19 protein-coding genes and 3 pseudogenes are annotated in these 20102 nt (G+C 59.1%); 5 read left to right on the top strand and 17 right to left on the bottom strand.

Features of this window, described 5'->3' with window-relative positions:
* Nucleotides 1-79: 79 nt before the first annotated feature.
* The 5 genes from NKH98_RS11970 to NKH98_RS11950 all read right to left on the bottom strand — a co-directional run bounded on the left by NKH98_RS11970 (nucleotide 80) and on the right by NKH98_RS11950 (nucleotide 4266).
* Complete coding sequence (locus NKH98_RS11970; RefSeq protein WP_352898625.1) at nucleotides 80-553, bottom strand: hypothetical protein; 474 nt, start codon at nucleotides 551-553, stop codon at nucleotides 80-82.
* Nucleotides 540-1112, bottom strand: a complete 573-nt coding sequence (locus NKH98_RS11965; RefSeq protein ID WP_352898622.1) for a hypothetical protein — start codon at nucleotides 1110-1112, stop codon at nucleotides 540-542. Before NKH98_RS11965 ends, NKH98_RS11970 begins: the two co-directional genes overlap by 14 nt.
* A 137-nt stretch (nucleotides 1113-1249) precedes the next feature.
* Nucleotides 1250-2764, bottom strand: a complete 1515-nt coding sequence (locus NKH98_RS11960) for a hypothetical protein (protein ID WP_352898621.1) — start codon at nucleotides 2762-2764, stop codon at nucleotides 1250-1252.
* A 53-nt stretch (nucleotides 2765-2817) separates the two neighbouring features.
* Entirely contained in the window at nucleotides 2818-3288 is a 471-nt protein-coding gene (locus NKH98_RS11955; protein WP_352898620.1) for a DUF1156 domain-containing protein, read from the bottom strand.
* 579 nt (nucleotides 3289-3867) lie between these two features.
* Nucleotides 3868-4266, bottom strand: a complete 399-nt coding sequence (locus NKH98_RS11950) for a hypothetical protein (RefSeq protein ID WP_352898618.1) — start codon at nucleotides 4264-4266, stop codon at nucleotides 3868-3870.
* A 254-nt stretch (nucleotides 4267-4520) separates the two neighbouring features.
* On the opposite strand from NKH98_RS11950, the gene NKH98_RS11945 reads away from it, so the two are divergent.
* From NKH98_RS11945 to NKH98_RS11935, 3 genes are all read left to right on the top strand, one after another.
* Nucleotides 4521-5279: a hypothetical protein gene (locus tag NKH98_RS11945; protein WP_352898616.1), complete on the top strand. Its 759-nt coding sequence runs from the start codon at nucleotides 4521-4523 to the stop codon at nucleotides 5277-5279.
* Between the two features lie 35 nt (nucleotides 5280-5314).
* On the top strand, nucleotides 5315-6307 hold the full coding sequence (locus NKH98_RS11940) for an ImmA/IrrE family metallo-endopeptidase (RefSeq protein WP_352898615.1): 993 nt from the start codon (nucleotides 5315-5317) through the stop codon (nucleotides 6305-6307).
* Between the two features lie 154 nt (nucleotides 6308-6461).
* Nucleotides 6462-6965 carry a hypothetical protein gene (locus NKH98_RS11935; protein ID WP_352898613.1) on the top strand — a complete coding sequence of 168 codons (504 nt, stop codon included), beginning with the start codon at nucleotides 6462-6464 and terminating at the stop codon, nucleotides 6963-6965.
* Here the strand turns inward: NKH98_RS11935 and NKH98_RS11930 are convergent.
* The 4 genes and pseudogenes from NKH98_RS11930 to NKH98_RS11915 all read right to left on the bottom strand — a co-directional run.
* On the bottom strand, nucleotides 6948-7529 hold the full coding sequence (locus tag NKH98_RS11930) for a hypothetical protein (protein ID WP_352898611.1): 582 nt from the start codon (nucleotides 7527-7529) through the stop codon (nucleotides 6948-6950). The genes NKH98_RS11935 and NKH98_RS11930 overlap by 18 nt on opposite strands.
* Nucleotides 7526-8377 (bottom strand): bis-aminopropyl spermidine synthase family protein, encoded by an 852-nt coding sequence (locus NKH98_RS11925; protein WP_352898609.1) that lies wholly within the window; start codon nucleotides 8375-8377, stop codon nucleotides 7526-7528. The genes NKH98_RS11930 and NKH98_RS11925 overlap by 4 nt, the downstream gene beginning before the upstream one ends.
* On the bottom strand, nucleotides 8374-8952 hold the full coding sequence (locus NKH98_RS11920) for an AAA family ATPase (RefSeq protein ID WP_352898608.1): 579 nt from the start codon (nucleotides 8950-8952) through the stop codon (nucleotides 8374-8376). Before NKH98_RS11920 ends, NKH98_RS11925 begins: the two co-directional genes overlap by 4 nt.
* A 307-nt stretch (nucleotides 8953-9259) precedes the next feature.
* Nucleotides 9260-9863, bottom strand: a pseudogene (locus NKH98_RS11915) (aminotransferase class III-fold pyridoxal phosphate-dependent enzyme); the annotation flags it as partial.
* 11 nt (nucleotides 9864-9874) lie between these two features.
* Here NKH98_RS11915 and NKH98_RS11910 point away from each other — a divergent pair.
* Nucleotides 9875-10186, top strand: a pseudogene (locus NKH98_RS11910) (type 2 periplasmic-binding domain-containing protein); the annotation flags it as partial.
* Between the two features lie 66 nt (nucleotides 10187-10252).
* On the opposite strand, the gene NKH98_RS11905 reads toward NKH98_RS11910, so the two are convergent.
* The 3 genes from NKH98_RS11905 to NKH98_RS11895 form a co-directional block, all read right to left on the bottom strand.
* The gene (locus NKH98_RS11905) at nucleotides 10253-10861 is read right to left on the bottom strand and encodes an RES family NAD+ phosphorylase (RefSeq protein ID WP_352898605.1); all 609 of its coding nucleotides are present in this window, start codon (nucleotides 10859-10861) and stop codon (nucleotides 10253-10255) included.
* Nucleotides 10862-11488, bottom strand: a complete 627-nt coding sequence (locus NKH98_RS11900; RefSeq protein ID WP_352898603.1) for an XRE family transcriptional regulator — start codon at nucleotides 11486-11488, stop codon at nucleotides 10862-10864.
* 161 nt (nucleotides 11489-11649) lie between these two features.
* Entirely contained in the window at nucleotides 11650-12768 is a 1119-nt protein-coding gene (locus tag NKH98_RS11895; RefSeq protein ID WP_352898602.1) for an RHE_PE00001 family protein, read from the bottom strand.
* Nucleotides 12769-13050: 282 nt separating this feature from the next.
* On the opposite strand from NKH98_RS11895, the gene NKH98_RS11890 reads away from it, so the two are divergent.
* Nucleotides 13051-13983: a recombinase family protein gene (locus tag NKH98_RS11890; protein ID WP_352898599.1), complete on the top strand. Its 933-nt coding sequence runs from the start codon at nucleotides 13051-13053 to the stop codon at nucleotides 13981-13983.
* A 25-nt stretch (nucleotides 13984-14008) separates the two neighbouring features.
* Here NKH98_RS11890 and NKH98_RS11885 read toward each other — a convergent pair whose 3' ends face one another.
* The 5 genes and pseudogenes from NKH98_RS11885 to NKH98_RS11865 form a co-directional block, all read right to left on the bottom strand.
* Nucleotides 14009-14194: a hypothetical protein gene (locus NKH98_RS11885; RefSeq protein ID WP_352898597.1), complete on the bottom strand. Its 186-nt coding sequence runs from the start codon at nucleotides 14192-14194 to the stop codon at nucleotides 14009-14011.
* A gap of 90 nt (nucleotides 14195-14284) precedes the next feature.
* The gene (gene repC / locus NKH98_RS11880) at nucleotides 14285-15634 is read right to left on the bottom strand and encodes a plasmid replication protein RepC (protein WP_352898595.1); all 1350 of its coding nucleotides are present in this window, start codon (nucleotides 15632-15634) and stop codon (nucleotides 14285-14287) included.
* Nucleotides 15635-15788: 154 nt separating this feature from the next.
* Entirely contained in the window at nucleotides 15789-16823 is a 1035-nt protein-coding gene (gene repB / locus NKH98_RS11875; protein WP_352898592.1) for a plasmid partitioning protein RepB, read from the bottom strand.
* Entirely contained in the window at nucleotides 16820-18001 is a 1182-nt protein-coding gene (gene repA / locus NKH98_RS11870) for a plasmid partitioning protein RepA (protein ID WP_023749471.1), read from the bottom strand. Before repA ends, repB begins: the two co-directional genes overlap by 4 nt.
* A gap of 1001 nt (nucleotides 18002-19002) precedes the next feature.
* Nucleotides 19003-20044 (bottom strand): annotated as a pseudogene (locus tag NKH98_RS11865) (tyrosine-type recombinase/integrase).
* Between the last annotated feature and the right edge of the window lie 58 nt (nucleotides 20045-20102).

Below are 20102 nucleotides of genomic sequence, written 5' to 3'. Positions count from 1 at the left end.
TTCGATCTCGAGCAGCGCGCGAATTCTTGGCTATGCCTCATCGGCCATGATCGACTCTTTTCGGGGCGGGAAGGCCTGGTTAGCTTATGGGCGTCGTCACGTAGTCCCTGATCCGGGTCTGGGTAACGAGATTTTCGATCGACGCGAGAGTGAACACTTTTCCCTCGGTCGCTACGAGCAGGCGACGCATATCATTGCGACGAACTTTGAAACCACGACCGGCGATGCAGGCCACGACGTCGTAGGTCAATCCCTTTTCATCTCGAAGTGTACGCAGCCGTTGAACGCGAGCCACTTTATCGCGCGCCGTACCATCATCTTCCGTCAGCTTTGCCTCGATGATGACCGCGGGATTGAATTCATCCGGTATGATGAAGTCCGGGGCCTGATCGAAGCCGGTGATACGCTCCGCCCTCTTCGTCTTGCGGTAGCTGACGCTCACCTTACTCAAGACATCTTCCACGGCGCTTTCGACGACGTCTCCCACAAGCTCGCTGACGGAATCCCGATGCCCGGCAAACGGGCGTCCCAAAAATCGCTCATAGAGAAGCACTGGATACGGCACCCCCAGATCGGCGATCGGCTTTAATGCTTGCCATTCCCCCCGCGGTATCGACCTTGTCGAGCCTGTGCAGAATGAGCGCGCGGTCCACATTGCCGGCCCCGGCCTCGAGCATCTGTATTGCGGCCTCGATCATCGCCTTCAGCCGTTGATCAGTCACGGATCCCTTGTCTTTCAAGGGGACCATCGGGGCGACCCTGATCCTCCGATCCAGCGTGCGAGCGGCGCCTTGATCCACGGCGACCCCTGTCCGTTCGGTGGTCACGTCGGCCCATTCCGAGGGCGTGAAACCGAGGATCGTCCGCAGGACCGTGAAGACGATCGGCGTCGCATAGATCGCATTGGTAACTGCGACCGCGTCGACGGCGGTGAAGTTGGTGGTGGCTTTCTTGAGGACCTGGTATCCGGCCTCGAATATCGGATATTCGATGAAGCCCTGGCCCTTTGGCAGTTCAAGGAACCCCGATTTCAGTTCCGCGAACACCTCATCGATGAACGCATCGACATTCAAACCGGGATCGGAGAAATCTGCATCAAAACGCGACGGCATCGCGCTCTTCCTTATGGAACAGAGGTAGCGATTGCACAGAAGTCGGGGTGCGCGCTTCGACAGGGGAGGACAAACGATCAACGACTGGCTGCCAGGAGCCAAAGGCGTTCAGGGCCGCGGCGAAGCGAGTAAGCTTCTCAGCCGTCGACCAGCTCGCCTGCCATGTTGGCCGCAAGGCCCATATCGCCATGCGGGTGAGATGACCGAACGCGATGCAGCGAATATCCCCGGCTGTTGGCCTTCACGCCGGCCAGCCGCAGCTGGCCGAGCTCATCACGGACGATCCCGGTAAGCTCGTCCATGGTCGAAAAAAGATGCTGACGCTTCGCTTCGCCATTCACACGGCAGACAAAGACCGTGTCGATGATCGACGAGCCCGTGCCATGGATATGGATGGAACCACCCATTTCGGCGGGACATGGCAGGCTCGCCGAACAGGTCAATCCTGCATCGAGGATCGCGACCCCGATCGAATGATAGGCCTCCAGTTTGTTGTGGTGGTAGGTGAAGGCCAATGGCCCGCCCGGCTTCAAAGCATGGGCCATGCGCGAAAAGACCTGTGATAGACCTTCCGTGAAATGGGCGAGATCGCGGCCTTCCGTCAGATTGACGGTCAGTTCGTTCGCCGCGCGGGTGGATTGCTGATCGAACCCCTCGCCTTCATCGCCGACCAGGCCGCGCAACCAGACAAAGCAAAAATCCATCAGCTCCGCGTATTGGACGTTGCCGAAGTAAGGCGGGTCCGTGAACACCGCATCGAGGCTGCCCGGCTCCAGGGCGTAATCCGTCGCACTGGCGCAGTGGATTTCAACGTTACGCGATCGCGCGCCCGGTCTCGTCTCCCCGATCCATTCCCCTTCGACAGGCACTTGTATTTTCCGCCCGGCACGATGTTGAACCTCGAACGGGGCATCGCAATAGCGTTTGGCCTTGGCGTATTTATCGATGATATTGGTCCACCCACCGGAGCCGACGGCACCTCCGGTCCCGTTGACGCTGCCTAGCAGGTTGGACTCGCATTCGACTAGGCCGACGGGAAATCCGTGCACCGAGAACACGTCGAGCGATTTGAGCGCCATGGTGTCGTAGCGGCACAGCGTGTTCTGGTAGCGCAGCAAATCGGAAAGATTCGTCGCCAGCGCATGCCTGATGCGGGTGTCGTTCACTTCCTTGATAAGCCGGCAGCTCAACTCCAACCCAAGCAGTTGACGGTCATTGAACAGCTCGCGGTAGTAGCGAAAGCCCCACCGGTGGAGCCGGTCGGTCTCGTCGCCGGCGGGGATCTCTTGCAGCGGAATGAAGCGGGGCTCGATCGCTTTAGCGCGCGCTGACGCGGTTTGCGCACGGCGCAGGTCCTTGGCATCGGGCTTCTTGAAAAATCGTCCTTTGTGCTGACCCTTGCGGCCTGGATTGGCATACTCAATGGCAAAGAGCCGACGTCCAAGCGGGCCATCCTTCGGCCGGGGGTATCTCACCTCGCCGTTGCAGGCGGAGCACTTGCAACGATTGCGCTTTGCGGGGCCACTCACCGAAAGCGGGGCCAGGCAATGCACGCACGAGCCCGGATGCTTGAGGTCATCTACCTCGTTCAAATCGCCGCAGTGTTCGCATACCAGAACATTGCGCGGATGGCGAGTATCGTCAGCAAGCAAGTATCCGGGGAAGAGGTCGACCTCGGTTCCACATGCTTCGCATGGAATCGTCTTCACCACATGAAATATTTGACCGGCACATCAATGTCGCCGAAGACCGGACAATCGGTACGGTAGAGTTCCCCGACGTCCTCATCGAGCGATTTCACCAACCGATCCGCAGTGGTGCGATAGACGTCATGGTCCAGGTGCTCGATCTCTTCGCGCACGATCCACGCCGCCATGGGGTTGATATCCAACCCGAGGACGTCGCACCCGATGCGGTTCGCCTCGATCAGAGGCGTACCGCCACCCATAAATGGGTCGGCCACCTTCTTGCCGGCAAAATCGTGACCTTCGAAGTACGTCGCGTCGAGACGCTCATCCAGGAATTCGGAGAGAAGCAACGCGCGGAACAGGGTTCCGGGGCGTCGCGCAAACCATTTATGCACCGCAATGATCGGCCGGTAGTTTTGCTGGATCTGCTTTTCCCGAAGAGCCAGAGACGCAACCAGCGGAATGTCAAAACGATGTTCAATGCTCATAGTGCCATCTAGGGTTTTTGGCTTCCGCAACGCTACCGGAATTGGAGGAACAAATAAAGAACTTCCCCCGGTAAATCACCAAGCCGAGCGTTCCCGCCCTACGAGCGGTCCGGGCTACCGTGAACCAAGCCCGCTAAAGCCTTCTCGGCCAGCCGGCTTCCATCGTATTCGACAGCTCGCGCAACAGACGGAAATTTATTCCGTGTCGCCTCGTACCATCCACAACCTAGACGATACCCCCACCTGGACGGGCACCCCTTCCCCCGTCCCAGGCACTTCGAAGTCGGCCAACTCAATCGGCTGTCCTTCAAATCGCGCCGAGACGCCAACAGAGTTTTCCGCTACGTGGACAGATGTAATGTTCCGGTACCGGGACGCTTTCAGGGCAGCCCTGGAACGCGCGATCTTCGGCCGCAGGATCAGTCTCGTCGAAAGCTGGCTTCAAGGTTTCCAGCATCGTTGCTCTTCTCTCGCCTCTGCTGGTAACGCACTCGCGCGGCTGGCAGCGCTTGCAGTGTCACCCCAAAAATACCCGAATCAGCGCCAATGTTCTTGCTTTGTTCCCTCTTTGAGATATGATCACGGTAGGCCGGCGTCATCGAGCAACTTGATCCTTTCGCTTCGCTGAGACTGCCAATAGCGCTCAGACCACAGCCAGAGGCGTCCATTGCGCATTACGATCCTCAAAGCAGCGGCTTCGCCAACTTCGAGGTGCGAAAGCAGCGTCGAAGGAATGACCGCTCGACCTGTGCCGTCGATGTTCAATCGCAGGTACCGATCCATGGCGGCAATTGCCATTTCTCCGCGCTCTGGCTCGCTCGCTTCGACAAGCGCCTGGTGGAGACGCTGCATCGAGGCCGAGCCGGCCGGCTCCCATGCGCATAGTTCCACCGTCGGGTCGGACCCCAGGGTCGCGAGGATTCCTGCTGGCGACTCTAGCCACGGCAGGCTGCTGCGAATGACCACGGGAAAGACCATCCGCTCCTTGGACGCAAGCGCGACAACGTCAGTCCATGCGCTTGGCGCGACTGCCGAGACAGGATTCCAGGAAGCGGGTCTTCCAGTTTTCATGGGACAAAATGGGAAAAAGTCGACATCTCTTTTGCACAGGTTATCCCGTCGTTGTAAACAGCTAATCACTGGTGATTTGCTCAGATCTGAGCACAGGCAAATTTGATTGTGGCCAGCTATCTGGCGTACTGAGGTTCTGGTGGGGAAAAGTGAGCAGCTCAATGATCGCTGATCGTCGCGATATCGCAGAGGGGGTTACCGATGCCTGCGTTGGGGCTGAGTACATCTGCTGGTCGCGTATGCAGGCCGAGGCTGGTCAGCAACTGGGCGTGATCATCGAACGCAAGGAGACTGAGCGGAGGCTCGGCGGCGGACTGTTCTGCTGGGGCGTGGGCAACGCCCCAGCGTCCGCGATCAGTTCTCTGGCTCGAATGGGTACGCCGGTTGCTGCGATTTTCTCCATCATGAAGAGCAAGGCAAAGAGTGTAGACGCGAAGCCTGGTCGCGTCGTTGCCTGGCGGAAATACTTTGATGCGGAGGGCGCGCTTCGCGCCTTACCTAGCCATGTGCTCGTAACAAGTCGCGGCGACAGCGCCTCGGGGCCGAAGCAAAAGCACTTCGCTCTCATGTGCTGGAGCGAGCGACCGCTCTCACTCGATAGAGGCACACCGTTCGACCCGTCCGCTTACAGGAATGTTGGTGGCCGAGGCGCACCGGTTGGAGCCTCGCAGGTTACTGCTCTCTTGAGGCAGACAGACGAGCCGTCGCCAAACACCGCCTATGAGGTGAACCTCAGCGCGCAGCTTTTTGGCGGCTATTGGGTGCGACTTGCGGATCCGATCGAGATCAGCGGTGAGGATCAGGTCAGCGTTGCGAGCCGCGACCTCGATGACGACGCTTGGTTGGACCTCGTAGATCGTATACGTCGCCCATCAAAGAAGATATCCCGAGAAGCGGAAGACATCCGCTATCTCATCTAGTTGCGTTCTCAAGGCAAGGACAGGACGCCTGCATAGTGGAGGAGAGCACCAAGCGACTGGTGAAGGGCCTGAAGGCCGCCGGCCTTAGCGATCAGGCAATCGATGCTGCTTGGCCCGGATGGTGGAGCGAGGACGCGGAGGCGAGTGAATCTGCGCGGGCCGAACTTCGCTTCGTCCTCGCACGCAAGCTTGGCCTTGCACCCGAGCCTCTCCTCGGTGAGAGAGTTGAATTCGTCTGGAAAGACGATGCTCGCTTCAAGAACCTTTCGACGGAGGACGCTGCTGAACAGGCAGCGCTTGCTTCGTTCGGCGTCGCCATCGGGCGCATCCTCATTCGCGCGACTGATGTTGGCGGCAAGATCAACGGAATTTCAGCACTCGATCTCCGCGCAGCGATCCTGCAAAATCGCCCTGTCGTCGATCTCGTCTCTCTAATTGGCTTTTGCTGGGCACTTGGAGTGCCTGTGATCCATCTCAGGGTGTTCCCGCTCGCCGCGAAATCGATGCGCGCGATGGTGGTCGAGGTCTCAGGCAGGTACGCGATCCTTCTGGGTCGCGACGCTTCGTATCCGGCACCAATCGCTTTCACGCTGGCGCATGAAATTGGCCATGCCGCTCTCGGACATATTGGCGGTGGGAAGGCGATTGTCGATCTGGGCGACGCCGACCTGGTCGACGAAGACCCGCAGGAGGTGGAGGCGAACGAATACGCGCTATCGGTGTTGACGGGTACGATCCGACCGGAGTTCGCCATCAACACCACGAACTACAGTGCGAGAAGTCTTGCCGAGGCTGTCATTGTTGCCGGGAGGCAGCACAATATCGATGCTGGCACACTCGCTCTCTGCGTCGGGCACCTGCATGAGAATTGGGCCGTCGCCAACGCTGCGTTGCGGCATATCTACCCCGCGAAAACGGAGATGTGGAGAGGCATCAACCAGATCGCGGAGCGTCAGATCAAATGGGCCGCTCTCAATGATGAGACATCCGACTACCTACGCGTGTTGATGTCGGGGTTCGATGGATAGCCGTTGCCTCCTCGACAATGACCTTGTGATAAAGATCAGCGCTTACGAGCTGGCTTGCGAGTTCATGTCGCTCCTGACCTCGAAGGAATTGATGCCGACCGCTCTCAAGGTGGCAACTTTCGTTATACGTGATCGGATCAGGCGGTCTCGCCAGATGAACGATCGCGACCGGGCGATGCGATCCTTCGATCACCTAAGCTTCGGCATTTTGGTCGTCGAGCCGACGGCGGAGGAGATCGAACTAGCCGCGGCGTATGAGGCCCAAGCCCAGGAACTCGACCTGCAGCTGGATTCAGGAGAGAGCCAGCTTCTTGCAATACTCGTGTCCCGCGGCTGCAAACTGTTCCTGACAGGCGACAAGCGGGCGATCGTGGCGATCGAGGAGATTGTCGGGCACGAGTTTGCCCATCCGCCGCTTGCCTGCCTGGAGCAGGTGGTGGCAGCGATTATGGCTGCAACCAATGTCGCCTATATGCGCTCCCGCGTTTGTGCAGAACCAAATGCCGATCGCGCGATGAGCATTTGTTTCTCCTGCGCGGCGACCGCTGTGTCGATAGAGGCGGCGGTCGAGGGGCTGAACAGCCACATCAATGCCTTGCGATCTCGCGCCGCAAGAACATTGCTGGCGTCGAACGATCTTTCAGGGCTTGTTGCGTAGAAACACCGCGTATGGCGCCTCTAGTTCTGCGACGAGGCTGATATCGACCTCCTTCGCGTCGTCTTCGTTCGAGATTTCGCGATGGTCGAGAACTTCTAGGCAGGCTTTATCTACCTGGCCGCGCAGATAACGTGTTCCAACCCGACCGGCACTCGGTCCGACGGGTACTCGTGTTTGGTCAAGATGCAGCTGAAACTTGTCTTTTTGCAAGGTCTTGAGCACCAGGGCGTATTTCGAACCCAGCACATGGATCCCAGAAGGGATGTCGACCCAATTAACGTGGTCAATCGAATATTGGTCAGCCCTGACTGGATCCTTGGAATGCCGCGAGTCCATCTCCTGCATTATGAGGTGGATCGGTTGACCTTTCTTCTGAAACATCTCTGCGAAGGGCTGTACCATCGAGAGCGGGTGACAGGTGGTGCCCCCATAGCCCCAAAAGGCCATTCCCTCGTCCTCGATCTCCTTTGTCTTGCGCTTGATGATGTCGGCGAGGCTTTCTTGGGCGTGTGTGCCGACTTTCATGTACAGGACGCCGGCGCCTGGCTTGATCAGTTCGCTCATTGTGAATCCTCCAGTGGGATCAGCTCATATTCGTCCTCGTGAGCCTTGCCGTAGTCGAGGCGTTTCCGTTCTTTCACATAGCGGACTCGCGGCTCCTTGGACTTGCCGTAAAAGTTGGCCAATTTCTCCCCTGATGCCGGCTCACTGGGGCGGCAACGCCCGCCGTTGTCCGGAAGCGATGAGATATAGAGATTGCAGGATCTCAACTCAGGGGCGTCATCCAGGTGATAGCTGTGGAGCTTCCGCTGCATCCTCGACACGTAGAAGCCGGCATCTCGCGAATACGACTGGACATTGGCCAAAACCTGCTTTGGCCAGGGCAGATCGTCATCGTCCGCGATCACGATCATTCCCTCGCCTTCGTATCTGACGACCTCGATCCCGCGCTGAACAAACAGATTGACGCTCTCGCCCATATTCGACGCACCCCATGGCGGGTTCGTATAAAAGCAGTCGTACTTATCGCAGTCCGGCATCGCCTCGATGCAGTTGTACAGCTGGGCATCGAGGTGCTCGATCCCTTCATGCCGAGCGAACCGCTTGACGGCTTCAACCGTGCGTTCGTCAAAGTCGAAGACCATTATCTTCGTCGGCCCGAAATCAAGCACTTCCCGCTTCTTGAGATAGGCGACACAGACGCTGATCGCATCGCCATCGCCAATGAATGCGAGATTCTTTCCGTCTGCCCAATCGGCGACCATTTCGCTCTGAAGCACCATGTCGCCCGTCTTCATGTGGATCTGGTCGAACTCTCGAAGTGGCCGTGGTCGATTTTGAACGACGTCGGAAACTGCATTGATGGCCTTCCGAAGATCGATACGCGTGCGCTCTCTGGGACTATTGGTCACTCGATCCTCGTCTTGAGCTTCGCTGCGAGGATTTGCTGGTCGGTCTCGGTGTCAAACAAGTAAACCGGTTTGCCGACCATGATCCCATAGGTGGCGGCAACCCCGGCCTGCAGTGATGTATGCATACGAGCTTCTTCCTCCGAAGGGAGCGGCCTGCCGCCCGACTCTTTTTCTATTCGACGTCGGGTTTCCGCCGGACCGGCATAGAACACCCAAATCTCGTCGGGAGCGAGGGACTGCACGTCTTTCTGAGAGAATGCGGTAATTCGGAAGCCGTATTCTTCTTTGGTTACGGGGTGACTGTCGATAAGAACCGGAACCTTGCTGCGATTGGACACTACAAATTCGAGTAGTAGCCTGTCGAGCTGCTCGACATCGTCCGGGGTCACGACCAGTGCTGATTTCGACCGAAGGTCGTTTTGATCCGATACTCCTTCGGATCGATCCTTGACATATTCAGTCAAGCGTTCGCCATACTCCCAAACCTGAATATTCGGTAGGAGTGCTCGCAGCGCTTTGAGGGTCGAGCTTTTCCCCGCTGCAGGAGCGCCTGTGACGTAGATAACCTTGGGCATCGTCCTCCCGAATGCTCAATGTATTTTCAGGTAGATAACGGTTGCGATGCGACGTCAACACGTCGTTTCCGATATTCACTGAACCTAGCAATTCGGCTCGTTTGTGGCGTGGCACCAGTCCATCTGATTGCAACGACCGATCTACGTGTAGAGTCTGCCGATGTCGGTGTTCACCTCGTCAATTTAGCCGCCATCAAAGGTCGTCGTGTGGATGCTCACGGCCCCATCTCGGTTATTCAACGGTCCGCGTAGCTGGCGCGGTGCAGTCGGCCGAAGGCGGCAGTGTTGGGCCTGCGCCTCGTCGTGGTCAGCGTGTGTTGGAGGCGGCCTCGATCGCATCCGACATGATCTCCAGCCCCCGATCGATCTCGGCATTCCGAGACCGTCAAGGGAGGCGCGATGCGGAACACGCCGCCCATGCCGGGAAGCTTGACGATGTTCATGCTGAGGCGCCGGCCTCCTCCATGACCCGGGCACCGAGCTCAAAGCCGGGAGCCTTCGTCTGCCGGTCGGCGACGATCTCGAGCCCGAGGAGGAGGCCGCGACCACGCACGTCTCCGACACATTCGAAGCGTTGCACAAGACCGTCGCGCTCGACCACGTCGAGGACCGTGACGCCGACCGCAGCCGGCAGAGGATCGGAGACATGGGTGGTGTAGAACCAGGAACCCTCTCTCGAAGGCCTTCTGTTCGATCTCCTCGGTGGTCATGACGGCGGCAAGCGGCAGGTCCGCGCCAAGGGTCTTCGGCGAGGCCATGATGCCGGGAGTGACCCCGTCGCGCTGGAACGCGAACAAATGTCCGGTTCGACCGACACCGGTCTGGGCTTCGTCGAGGATCAGCAGCATGCTGCGCTCCTCGCACTTGCGCTTGAGCGCGGCAAGGTAGCCGATCGGGAGTTCGAGAACTCCCCGCTCGACAGGATCGGCTAGCCTTTGCCAGCAACAGCCTCGCCGGCCTTATCGCGATCGCCCGCACCGGTCACGCGATCAGCGTTCTGACACGTTCGGCCGCTCCGCCGGACCTTCATGTCGTCTCGGCCGGATTGCCGCCGCTTCCGACGTTCGGCATGGCATTGGTGTTCGCCGAACTGCGACCATTCTCGGCCGCAAAGGCATTGGGAGAGCATATCCGCAGCGTGCTACCCACCCTGCGCGGCTCCTTGCCCGATCTTCAACCAGACCACGTCGCCATCGGGTCGGGATGGCCGCCGGATGTGACCGGCCAATGGTAGGCGGATATCAGCGAACGACAACTTCAAAGATTCGTATCTGCAAGGTGTCGGTCTGCAACTGCGTCCTCATACCAATCCCACTCTAAAACCTTCCAGCGCCTCAGCCAGCCCGGGCGCACCGCGAAGAGTCACAACGCGCTTCGGCTGAAGCTTTCCGACTGCTCTATCGTAGACGGCGAGATTGGTCGCGCCGTTGAGACGCGATGGATAGATGATCCCGTCAGGCTGGGACGGATGCTCGTAAAACGCCAGCGACCATCGGCGCGCCACGTTCTGGCGCTGTGCCCGCACGACATCGGTCGGCACACCCATCCGAACGGCATTGTCGCCTCTGAGATCGACCAGGCGCAGGTTCGTCGTGGTCGCGATCTCCGCATAGCGCCGTCGGGTCAGCTCCACCTCCTCTATTGGAAGATCGTCAAGGATTCCTTCGCGGCGGTCGCGCAGCACGGTCTCTAGGAAGCACACCTTCAGGGAGTCACCGAGGTAAAGAACGCCAAACCGGTTGGCGTCAAGACGGCGTCGAGGATCGCTGAACCGGCTCGGCGACTTCCCGTACCCCAATGGATCAGGATAGGTGCTCCAGTAGATCCGGCCGAACGTCCGACCCCGCGGTATGGTCTCGATTTCGAGCTTTGCGCGCCCGAAATCGGGTGGAGGTGGAACGCCAGGCATTCAGTCGAAGTCGCCTCTGGCCATGCCTTCGGCCGCAGACAACACCGAAGCGTCATCGCCTTGTTGAAGGGCACGAAGACCCGTCCGCCCATCGAGCGCGCCATGAGGTGACACCAAAAACCGGTAGACAGCCCAGGCATTGTTGCCCAACGTCGCGTGGAGCGCCGGCAATGCACCGAACGGCCGGCCATCCCTGTCGAGCTGCCAGACGGGAAAGCGGAAGCCGCGCTTGGCACCATCGATCCCGAGCACCTGCCCGCTCTGCCGCCTGGCGTTGACCGTCACCCGGGACGTGCCGAGCAGCTTGGCAAAGGCATCTGCGCTCAGCATGTCCTCGCTGGCGACAATTTCGGCGACCCGCTTGCGGCCGCGCGCGCGCGCTTCGGCAAGCGCCGCCTCGAGTTCGGCATCCGGCTTGCCCGTGTCCTGGACGGGAAAGGTATCGTCTGAAGCGATCGGTTGCTCCTCGACCGGCGTGATCGTCTGCGCATCGGCCGCCGGATCGACCTCTACCCGGAACGATACGCGATGGCCAATCTTGCGGCTGCGTGCGATCGCTTCCTGGTATCGCTCGAGCAACACCTTCTTGAAATTGGTCTGTGCTGGTAGGTTCGTGGTGAACGCCATTGTGGTGACTCCCGCATCGGACGGGGTCCCGCTATGATTGCTGCGCTTTGGAACGGCCATGACGGCAACCTCCTGTTTGCATCAATGTGGCCCCAGAATGTAAGTTCGTCAAGTTTGTTAAGCTCGTAAAGTGTGCGATGACTTACCGGACGGAAGTTCGATCACACGATCCCCCACGCCCGAAACCTTCCCCTGCCCGTCATCTCGCGCAGGCCGAGCTCGCCGACCAGATTGAGCGCCCCCTGTTTTGTCACCTTTAGCCGCTCCTGGATCATGCCGGTGGAGACGAGCGGCCGGGACAGCACCAGCTCGACCAGGTCGGGCAGTTTCGAGCTGGCGCGCCGTTGTTTGACTCGCCGCTCCATCTGGCTTTTTGCCAGCACCAGCCGATCGTGTTCCTTCAGGCCAGCCACTGCTGCGTCGTGAATGGCATCGAGCAAGGCGAGCAGCCGATCGCCGCGATTGCGCGCCCGCCTCCGCTCGCGCGGAATGTTTTTCGCGCCGAGATGAATGCAAGCGAGATGGTGGGCGGCGAGCCCTTCCTGCCGCAGCAGCGCGGCGACGAACAGTGGCCCGAGCCACGTGGCATGCTGCAGCACCTCGATGTCCGACCAGGCTTCGAGCAGGACCGCAGCGCGCAGGACGACTGATTGCTCCCGCGTTTCCGCGAGCACAGCGCGCCATTCGGCCAGCCGTTCTTCCTCATTCCAGTCGAGATCGTAAATCAGGTCCGGCCGGTCGTCCGGGCGCGCCGCTTTCGCCGGCACGTCGGCGCCGCTGAGAAGCTTTGATGAACGTGCCAGGACGGCATCGATCTCGGCAAATTCTTCGGCCAGCCGGTCGGCCTCAGCGTCGTCGCGATCGTCGGCTTCCACAAAGGCAGTTCCAGCCCCCTCCCCGTCCCGGCTTTTTTGGCCCGCCGCCGGCATGGCGCCGCCGCGACCGGTCAGCGCCAAAAAACCGTCGCGGCTGAGCGCCCAGTCCGGCTTTTGCGCAAAAATCCGCCGGCGGGTTCGCAGCACCGCGTGCGCCCGGGTGAGTTCGTGGGTCGGGGTGCGGATGTCCATGTGGGCATCGTGCAGCACGAGGTCCTCGATGTGGACGAGTTCGCCCTCGAGCCAGAGCGCGGAAGCCGCGTCGGCAAAATGCTGGCGCTCGACAAAGCCGTCGCAGACCGGCGAACGGGCGACCCGCTCGTCGAGGCGGACCAAAACCGCGGTCGCGCGGGCAACTGGCCCGATCAGGGTTTCCAGGGGCAGTTTGTCGAGCGTGTAAGCCATTGTTTTCATGATGGCTGATTCTGGTTGGTCAAGCTAGTGAGGGTATCACTGGACTTACGTCGTGTTTCTTCGGGACAAAAAATCACTATCGATAATGACCTCATATCTAGACTGTACAGCAGCACGCCCTGGGACGCTCAGGAGGCCGAAAACCGTTGATTTACCGGCTCATCGAAGCGGTAGGAGCGGTGTAAAGGGCAACTAGAGACGTTTACAAACGATCGTTTGTTGATATCTTCGGCGTTTGTACAAACGCCTTTCCGATGCTGAGAGACGCTGTAAATGGCCCGTGAAGCGCAAGATCGACGCTCCGGACGGCCAAAGGGCCGGCAAATCGGCTACGCGCGCGTGTCGACGGACGAACAAGCGACGGAAGCGCAGGAGATTGAGCTGCAATCGGCCGGCTGCGACGTCGTCGTTCAGGAACATGGATCCGGTGCATCGAGAGCTCGCCCTGCCCTATTGCGGTTGATCAGCGAGATCGGCGCCGGCGATGTCCTGGTCGTTGTGCGTCTTGATCGCCTTGCGCGCTCTGTCAGCCATCTTCTTCAGCTGATCGAGGATCTGACTGAGAAGGGCGCGCATTTCCGATCTCTCCGAGATCCAATCGACACGTCGACGCCACAGGGCATGTTTTCGCTACAGGTACTCGGCGCCGTTGCCCAGCTCGAGCGTGCGCTGATTTCGGAGCGGACCAAGGCCGGCATCATCGCTGCACGATCGAGGGGGCGGCTGCCAGGCAATCCTGGTATCCGGGAGCGCAGGCCCGAAGCCCTGGCGAAGATGACAGCGGTGCAAAAGTCGGCTTATGGCCGACGGCTTCAATCAACGATGAACCAGTGGCTTCCGACGGTCCGCCGGATGCGACCAGACCACAACTGGAACGATATCGCTCGGGTCCTGAAGCAGCGCGGCCTCGAGTGGACGCCTGAACGACTGCGGCGGGCAGTGAGGTGGCTCGTCACCGAGCACCTGGCCGAATCCACACTGCTAAAGCGGGCGTCTCCTCTGCCTCCCGAAGATCGCCTGATGACTCTTGTGGCAGGGATTTCGCAGTCTAACCCAAACCTGTCGCTCCGCGACATCGCTGGCCAGCTCGAGCGCCTGCATGAGCGAACCCCACGAGGAAGCGCAAAATGGTCTGCCTCCTCAGTCAAGAACCTGCTCGATCGAGCCCGCCGGCTTGGTCTCGTCGCCGAACTACCCGCGAGCTGACCGTCATCCCGCTGCAGAACAGTCCTCAGTTTACGGTCCGTGACTGACGCTCAACATTTCCGAGCCGCTTGTACGCGGCCCAGGCATCAGCTGGAACCGAGCTGTCGGCCCGCGCCAGCCAAACCGCACGATCGGATTCGTCAAGTGAGTTCCACCACACCATTCCGGCGGTTTCATCGGGCGTCGGTTCCCGGTCGTGTTCGTTTTTCATGCCCTGGATGCTCTCATAAGATGCTCTTCCCGACAAGCACCGCAGCCACCGTCCATGTTCCATAGTTCGGATCGAAACCTGCCCGGCTGATCATGATCCGCGCCCCGGCTTGTCGAGGCTGCGGCGCAACGCGTCGCTGATTTCCAGCCGGGATTCGGTGCGCACAACCTTGCCCGCCGTCTCCAAATCGACGGCAGCGGCTTCAGTTCCGGACCCGGTTCCGGTCGTCTTCGATTCGTCAAGCTTAGCCCGCAACAAAGCCATCACCATCGGCCAGACCGAGAACTTTCCGGCCTTTGATCGGTCCGTCAGGCTGCGCAAATAGCCGCCGGCGCTGTTGATCTGGTCCTGTCGCTGGTAGATGGCGGCAATGGTAATCGCCGCCTGCTGCTCACCCATTGCCGTTCGCGCTTCCTCCCAGGCGCTGGGGCTGATGCCCATGGCTGGCCGGGCAACCTCGGCCGCGGCCAGAAATTCACGCCAGTTGCGGATTCCGCCGCCGCCCTTCACCAGCCAAAGCATGTTCGGGCAGGCATCCAGCACGATTCCTAGCGGCAGTTCGCGTTTCGGTAGGCTCCGTACGTTGTCGGTGTCCGCAACGTTGCCGCCCGCTTCATCTTTATTTCCTGAGCCGCTTTCAGATTCAAATTTAGAGTCTGGTTTTGAATTCTGTATGTGGCGCCCATTTCGGGACTCATTGGCGTCCACTTTCCGTGTTTTTAGAAATGATTCCAATGCCTCACGCACTTCAGCCCAAAGGCCTTCAAGCTCCTCGGCAATCGCCTCGAGGGTTTGTCTGGTTGCGGTGCGTGGTATCTGGCCGACAATCGCCTGGTAGGCCTGCTGGACCCTGCCCCAGTTCGCCGGCACGCCTTCCTCAATCCCGGCGTCGATCATCTTGACGATGTCACGGCGGCATATGGTTAGCCGCTCCTTAACGAGACGAAAGGCCTTCTTCTCAGATCTGACCGCTTCCGCAAGATTCTTGAACTCCTCAGCGCGCGCCACGATCGGCGAGATGTCAAAGCCATAGGCCTGCTCGATCTCGCCCCCCTGACCCTTCCGGGCGAAGCGCTTGCCGTTTGGGCTGTCCCGACGGATGATCAAGCCGCACTCGACCAGAACGGCCAGGTGCCGCCGTAACGTCGTTGGGGGCATTCCGTTGGCGCGGCGGATCAGCTGCTCGTTGGATGGCCATACAACCAGTTCGCTGTCGCCATAAAGCGCCGTGTCCGGATGGAACGACAACAGCGCGTCGAGAATAGCCAGAGCGCGATCGGTGGCGCCCAGAGCGATCCTGGCGTCCTTGATATCTTGGAAGACATGCCATTTGTGGACGGTCGCGTCCTTCGGCACCGCCCTTGCGGTGACTTGGCTTGAAATCATGCCAAGCGTCATCGGTCGCCGCCCAAAGGGCGTCGTTGCAATATTCGTCTCCATTTTCTTTCACCCTCGATTAGGCAAAAGAAACCTGCTCGCCAAAACGACGCCAATGACTCTTGACAGTGATTCGTGGAGATGCGATTCTCAGAGTGCTTAGTTCAGAGAGAGGCTTCCACGGCTTGCCGTTCGGGGGCCTTTTTCTTTTGCGGTTTTAGACTCCTTGTTTCGTGATGGACTTCCGAAAGGCCTCAAACAGGTCGTCCAGTTGTCCGGCGATAAACGCTGCGAAACGCGATCCTTCAGCCTCTCCCACGGCAATCATGGTAGTTTTTCCGTTGTCTTTGAGGCTGACGCTGACTGTTTTGTCTGGAGCAGCCCAGGATTTCATAGCAATCTTGGGCTTTGATGGCTTGGCCGGACCCGCAGGTTCTTTGATCGCATTATGATCCGATGGAAGCGCCTCAAGCAGAATAATGAATCTGTCGTCGGACGTTGCCTCGCGGAATTTGTTTTTGCGAATAAGATCGAAAGCTTTTGCGAGTGAGCCGTCTATGGAATAGCGGTTCGAGAATTCCTGCCATCGTCCTCGACCAATCCCGGGAGCTTTACCAATCGATTGCAGTATCTCCTTGTCGACCGATGAGGCGATTTTGATCATCTCGGAGACATGCGATTTTCCTGTCGACAGCGAAGCGCAGATGGTGTCCCGTTTGTATCCCGCTTCCTGCTGCGCTAGCGCAAAAGCGCACTTTTCAATGTATGAAAGATCCTCTCGAGCGGTGTTTTCTTCGCCTTGGAAAATGACTGCTTGTTCATCAGTTAACTCGCGGACGGCCGCTTTGAATCCGATCCCAAGCTGCTTAGCTGCCGCTAATCTTCTGCGACCATAGACGATTTGAAACTCGCCATCCTTGCCTTGCACTGGCCGAACCAATCCAGGCACAATCTGACCGCGCTCCCGCATGGATTCAGTGATCTCAGCAATGGCGGAAATCTCGTAGGCGTCATCATATCGATCGGTGATAGACGACGGCCGTATTTTGTCGGGATCGAGTTCAATGATCTGTTCGCCTGACTTCAGTAACTTGTCGGCGATATCGCTACGCTCTTGCATTTGGCGAACACCAGCCGCCACCTTCATCAGGTGCGGCGATGACGTGCGGCGGCTGACGCCCTCCTCCGAATTGTCCTCCCCGAGTTGCCCCAAAACAGCAGCAAACATGCCCTTAGAATCTTTACGGCTCACTGTTCACGCCTCCATGCCATTGTGATGAGGCTTTCTATTTCCGCGTTGGCGGCATTGATCGATTCGATTGCACGATCATAAGTTTTAGGTGCCGAAAACCTCGATCGTTGCACTTCATAGAGGCTCTGCTTCCAAGTGAGAGCGTCCGCAACCGCAGTGGATTTGGAGACTGAATTCAGAAGTAAATCCTCGCCAAACACTTGGCGCATTAGGGCCTGCATGTTGGCTTGCGGGTGGTCGTTGGCCTCAAACTTTGTGATGAGGAATTTGGCGAAATCCCAACGTGCGCCTGCACCAGCCTCATCCAGAATTTGCATATAAGATGCGGCCAACTCCAAAAACTTCCCTGTGGAGTCGACATCGAGCATGTGCGCTGGAACTGGGATTAGGACTCCGGTAGCGGCAGTGAGCGACGAAAGTGTCAGGAAATTGAGTGACGGCGCACAGTCGAGAAGAACGATGTCGTAGTTGTCGACGATCTGTTCGAGGGCCTGTGACACTCGAAGCAGAAAACTGGTTCCACCGCTCTTGCGCATCTCAAGGGTGACGGCCGTCTCGAATTCTGTCAGCTCAAGACCGGCGCAGATGACGTCGAATCCGATGATATGCGTCTGATGAATAATCTTTTCCGTTGGCACCGGATCATCAAACCGAATCGCTGAGTAAAGGGTGTCACCTTCTCGGTAGTCAAATCCGGGTAACGCTCCTTGCAGACTTGTTAACGACGCCTGGGGATCCATGTCGACTGCTAGAACGCGATATCCACGTAGTGCCAACCAATGACCCAAGTGAATAGTGGTCGCTGTCTTGGACGATCCACCTTTGAAGTTCGTGATCGCGATGATCTGGCAATCCTCGCCTTTAACACGACGAGGATTGATCCATTTCTTCCGTGCCTTTTCCGCCAGGTGCATCCGAAGGTCCAGCACCTGCTCCACAGAATATAGGCGCTTTCCGGTGGTCGTTGTCTCTGGCTCAGGTCCCTGCCCTTTCAAGGAGACCTGCCTTATGTAAGCTTCGGTCACTCCTAGCAATGCTGCCACTTCCGTCGAAGTGAATTTGCGCATCGTACGAATCGCATCAGGAGGATACTGAGCCAGCGAAAGATTGTTGAGTGCCTTCTCGAGTTTCGTCGAAAAGGTATTCATGAACTGAAGGCTACTTAGATGCCGCGTCACCCAGATTCTCCTCTTGCACCCAGCGCCTATTGATAGCGACTGTGGTTAACAAGCTGTTAACGCCACGCCAACTACGCCAACTTTTCGAATTACGCGGTTTTTCCGTTACTGGAGGTATGCCCGATTCGGAGCATTCGAGCAAATGGACACAGGGCAGTTCCCAGCTGGGAACTGTTCGTTATCGCTGGCTTCCCTGTGCCGCCAAAGTCGCGCATCAAGCATTGAAAACGACAGCTATGAAGTTGGTCACGCAGCATGGGGGCACGGGCGAGCCCCGTTGCCCGTTTTGTTCTCGTAGATAGTCGACGTTTGGTGTACCGGTTGCCCTCTGGCTTCCGCGTACGGCGGCGAGCGACCTTACAAAAGCGCAGGCAAGTTTCGGCGCATGGAGATCCCCCCCAAATTGGCGCGGCGGCGAAATTCCGGTTGTGAAGGAGACACTGAGCTCGCGCAGTCCAGGGGGGGTCACCATCCTTTGCGTCGGAGACGATGGGTTGTGTTTGTGATGCAGCCATGCCGCGCCGCTTCAGATGTCACTTCGGTGATCGCCCCCCAGGCCGACAAGTTAGACGCCCCACGGCCCCTACCCTGCAACGAGGCATTCCTTCCGGGCCGAGCGACTCTCGCGAATGGCAACTCAGCGGCTAGGATCTATCGCCAGGCGTCCCACGCGATTTGACAGCAATCAGCACCGTTTGGCACGTGGGCGTCCTGTCCACGCGCACTTTCCTCCAGCGTCGAGCAAGAGGCTCCTGCAGCCGCCAGGCAACTTCCCTCGGGGGCTAGTCCAAGTGTCGGCGAAGGATCCTGGAGAACTCATCGAGAAGCAAACTTCTCGCACAACCCGTACTTTGAGTTCCCAGCTGGGAACAGCTCTTCAAGCTGGAGGCTTGCGCCGCTCCAATAAACCTTAGAAACCCATCAACTTGAGGGTTGGATCTGTGGCGCCGGGGTGGATCGGCGCATCCAGAGTCACCCGCGGCTGGGGGGCGTACCGCACTCTACAATCCTGACGCCTTAGTTAGATTGACGCGGAAGCGATCGCGCCGGCGCTGGTATTTGCGTGTCATCTCTGCCGAGGCGTGACCAAGCTGCCTCTGCACGTAGCGCTCGTCAACCTCGGCAGAGGACGCGAGGCCGGCACGCAGCGAGTGGCCGGAAAACTTTTGGCCCCGCTCGCCCTCGGAAAGATCACCGCGCACGCCGGCGGCCAAGGCCGCGCATTTGACCAGCCGCGCCACCTCCTGATCCTTGAGCCGCTCGGCCCCCACAGCTTTGCCCTGCCCCGTGACGCGGCGGAAGAGGAGGCCGTGCGCGATGCGGGCCAGCTTCAGCCAGATCTGCAGGGCGACGACCGGGCAGGTGGCATCGGACGAGCCGCGGCCAATCTCGACCTCGCGCCAGCCGGTCTTGCCTCGCAGCGTAACCAGCACGCCCTTGTCCGGGAAAAATTCAATCCAGCCGCAGCCGTCGTCGGTTTGATCGCGCGCAACATCGAGGCCCACGATTTCGGAGCGGCGCAAGCGGCCGGCGAAGCCCAAAAGCAACATGGCGCGGCCGCGCAGACCGCGCAGCGTGCCACGAGCGTTTCCAGCATGGCGACAAGATCGTCGCGCAGGATGGCTTCCTTTTGACGGGGAGGGGAGGCGTGTTTATTGCGGATACCGGCGAGCACGGTGGCGATATGCCGGTTCTTCCGGTCGAGCGGTTGACCGCGTTGCGTATAGTTCTAGGTCAGCGACGACAGGCGGCGCTCAATGGTCGACACAGACTTTTTGTCCCGTTCCGATCCTGAGGCCTGGGCCGTGATGTAGAGGCCGACGACTTGTGGATCTGGCGGCAGCGGATCAAACGCCTGGCGCCGGCACCAGGCGCAAAAATGCTTCCAGTCGGCGGCATAAGCGCGACGGGTGTTTGCCGAACTCGCCGCCTCGACGTAATCGCGCGCGCGGTCGGCCAGCTTTTCGAGATGCGCAGGCAGTGATGCTTGTCGCGAGTCGAGGACCTGCGTGGGAGGGAGGGAGCCTCATCCGGGTGCCCCATTTCCATGACGACGTCAGGCAGGTCGCTGGTGTCGACCGCGTCGATGGGCGTCATGAAA

The sequence above is a fragment of the Mesorhizobium sp. M0833 genome, from assembly GCF_040319905.1.
In the GTDB taxonomy this organism is placed as follows: domain Bacteria; phylum Pseudomonadota; class Alphaproteobacteria; order Rhizobiales; family Rhizobiaceae; genus Mesorhizobium.
Note: the sequence above shows the minus strand (reverse complement) of the source record. Positions and strands in the feature narration are given on the sequence as shown.

Coding starts and splice junctions, on each gene's coding strand:
- NKH98_RS11900 (WP_352898603.1), bottom strand. CDS start 11,488: ATGGCGTTCACCACGAACCTACCAGCACAGACCAATTTCAAGAAGGTG.
- NKH98_RS11890 (WP_352898599.1), top strand. CDS start 13,051: ATGGCCCGTGAAGCGCAAGATCGACGCTCCGGACGGCCAAAGGGCCGG.
- NKH98_RS11920 (WP_352898608.1), bottom strand. CDS start 8,952: ATGCCCAAGGTTATCTACGTCACAGGCGCTCCTGCAGCGGGGAAAAGC.
- NKH98_RS11905 (WP_352898605.1), bottom strand. CDS start 10,861: ATGCCTGGCGTTCCACCTCCACCCGATTTCGGGCGCGCAAAGCTCGAA.
- NKH98_RS11955 (WP_352898620.1), bottom strand. CDS start 3,288: ATGAGCATTGAACATCGTTTTGACATTCCGCTGGTTGCGTCTCTGGCT.
- repC (WP_352898595.1), bottom strand. CDS start 15,634: ATGGAGACGAATATTGCAACGACGCCCTTTGGGCGGCGACCGATGACG.
- NKH98_RS11885 (WP_352898597.1), bottom strand. CDS start 14,194: ATGAAAAACGAACACGACCGGGAACCGACGCCCGATGAAACCGCCGGA.
- NKH98_RS11930 (WP_352898611.1), bottom strand. CDS start 7,529: ATGAGCGAACTGATCAAGCCAGGCGCCGGCGTCCTGTACATGAAAGTC.
- NKH98_RS11945 (WP_352898616.1), top strand. CDS start 4,521: ATGATCGCTGATCGTCGCGATATCGCAGAGGGGGTTACCGATGCCTGC.
- NKH98_RS11950 (WP_352898618.1), bottom strand. CDS start 4,266: ATGGTCTTTCCCGTGGTCATTCGCAGCAGCCTGCCGTGGCTAGAGTCG.
- NKH98_RS11965 (WP_352898622.1), bottom strand. CDS start 1,112: ATGCCGTCGCGTTTTGATGCAGATTTCTCCGATCCCGGTTTGAATGTC.
- NKH98_RS11895 (WP_352898602.1), bottom strand. CDS start 12,768: ATGGCTTACACGCTCGACAAACTGCCCCTGGAAACCCTGATCGGGCCA.
- NKH98_RS11935 (WP_352898613.1), top strand. CDS start 6,462: ATGAACGATCGCGACCGGGCGATGCGATCCTTCGATCACCTAAGCTTC.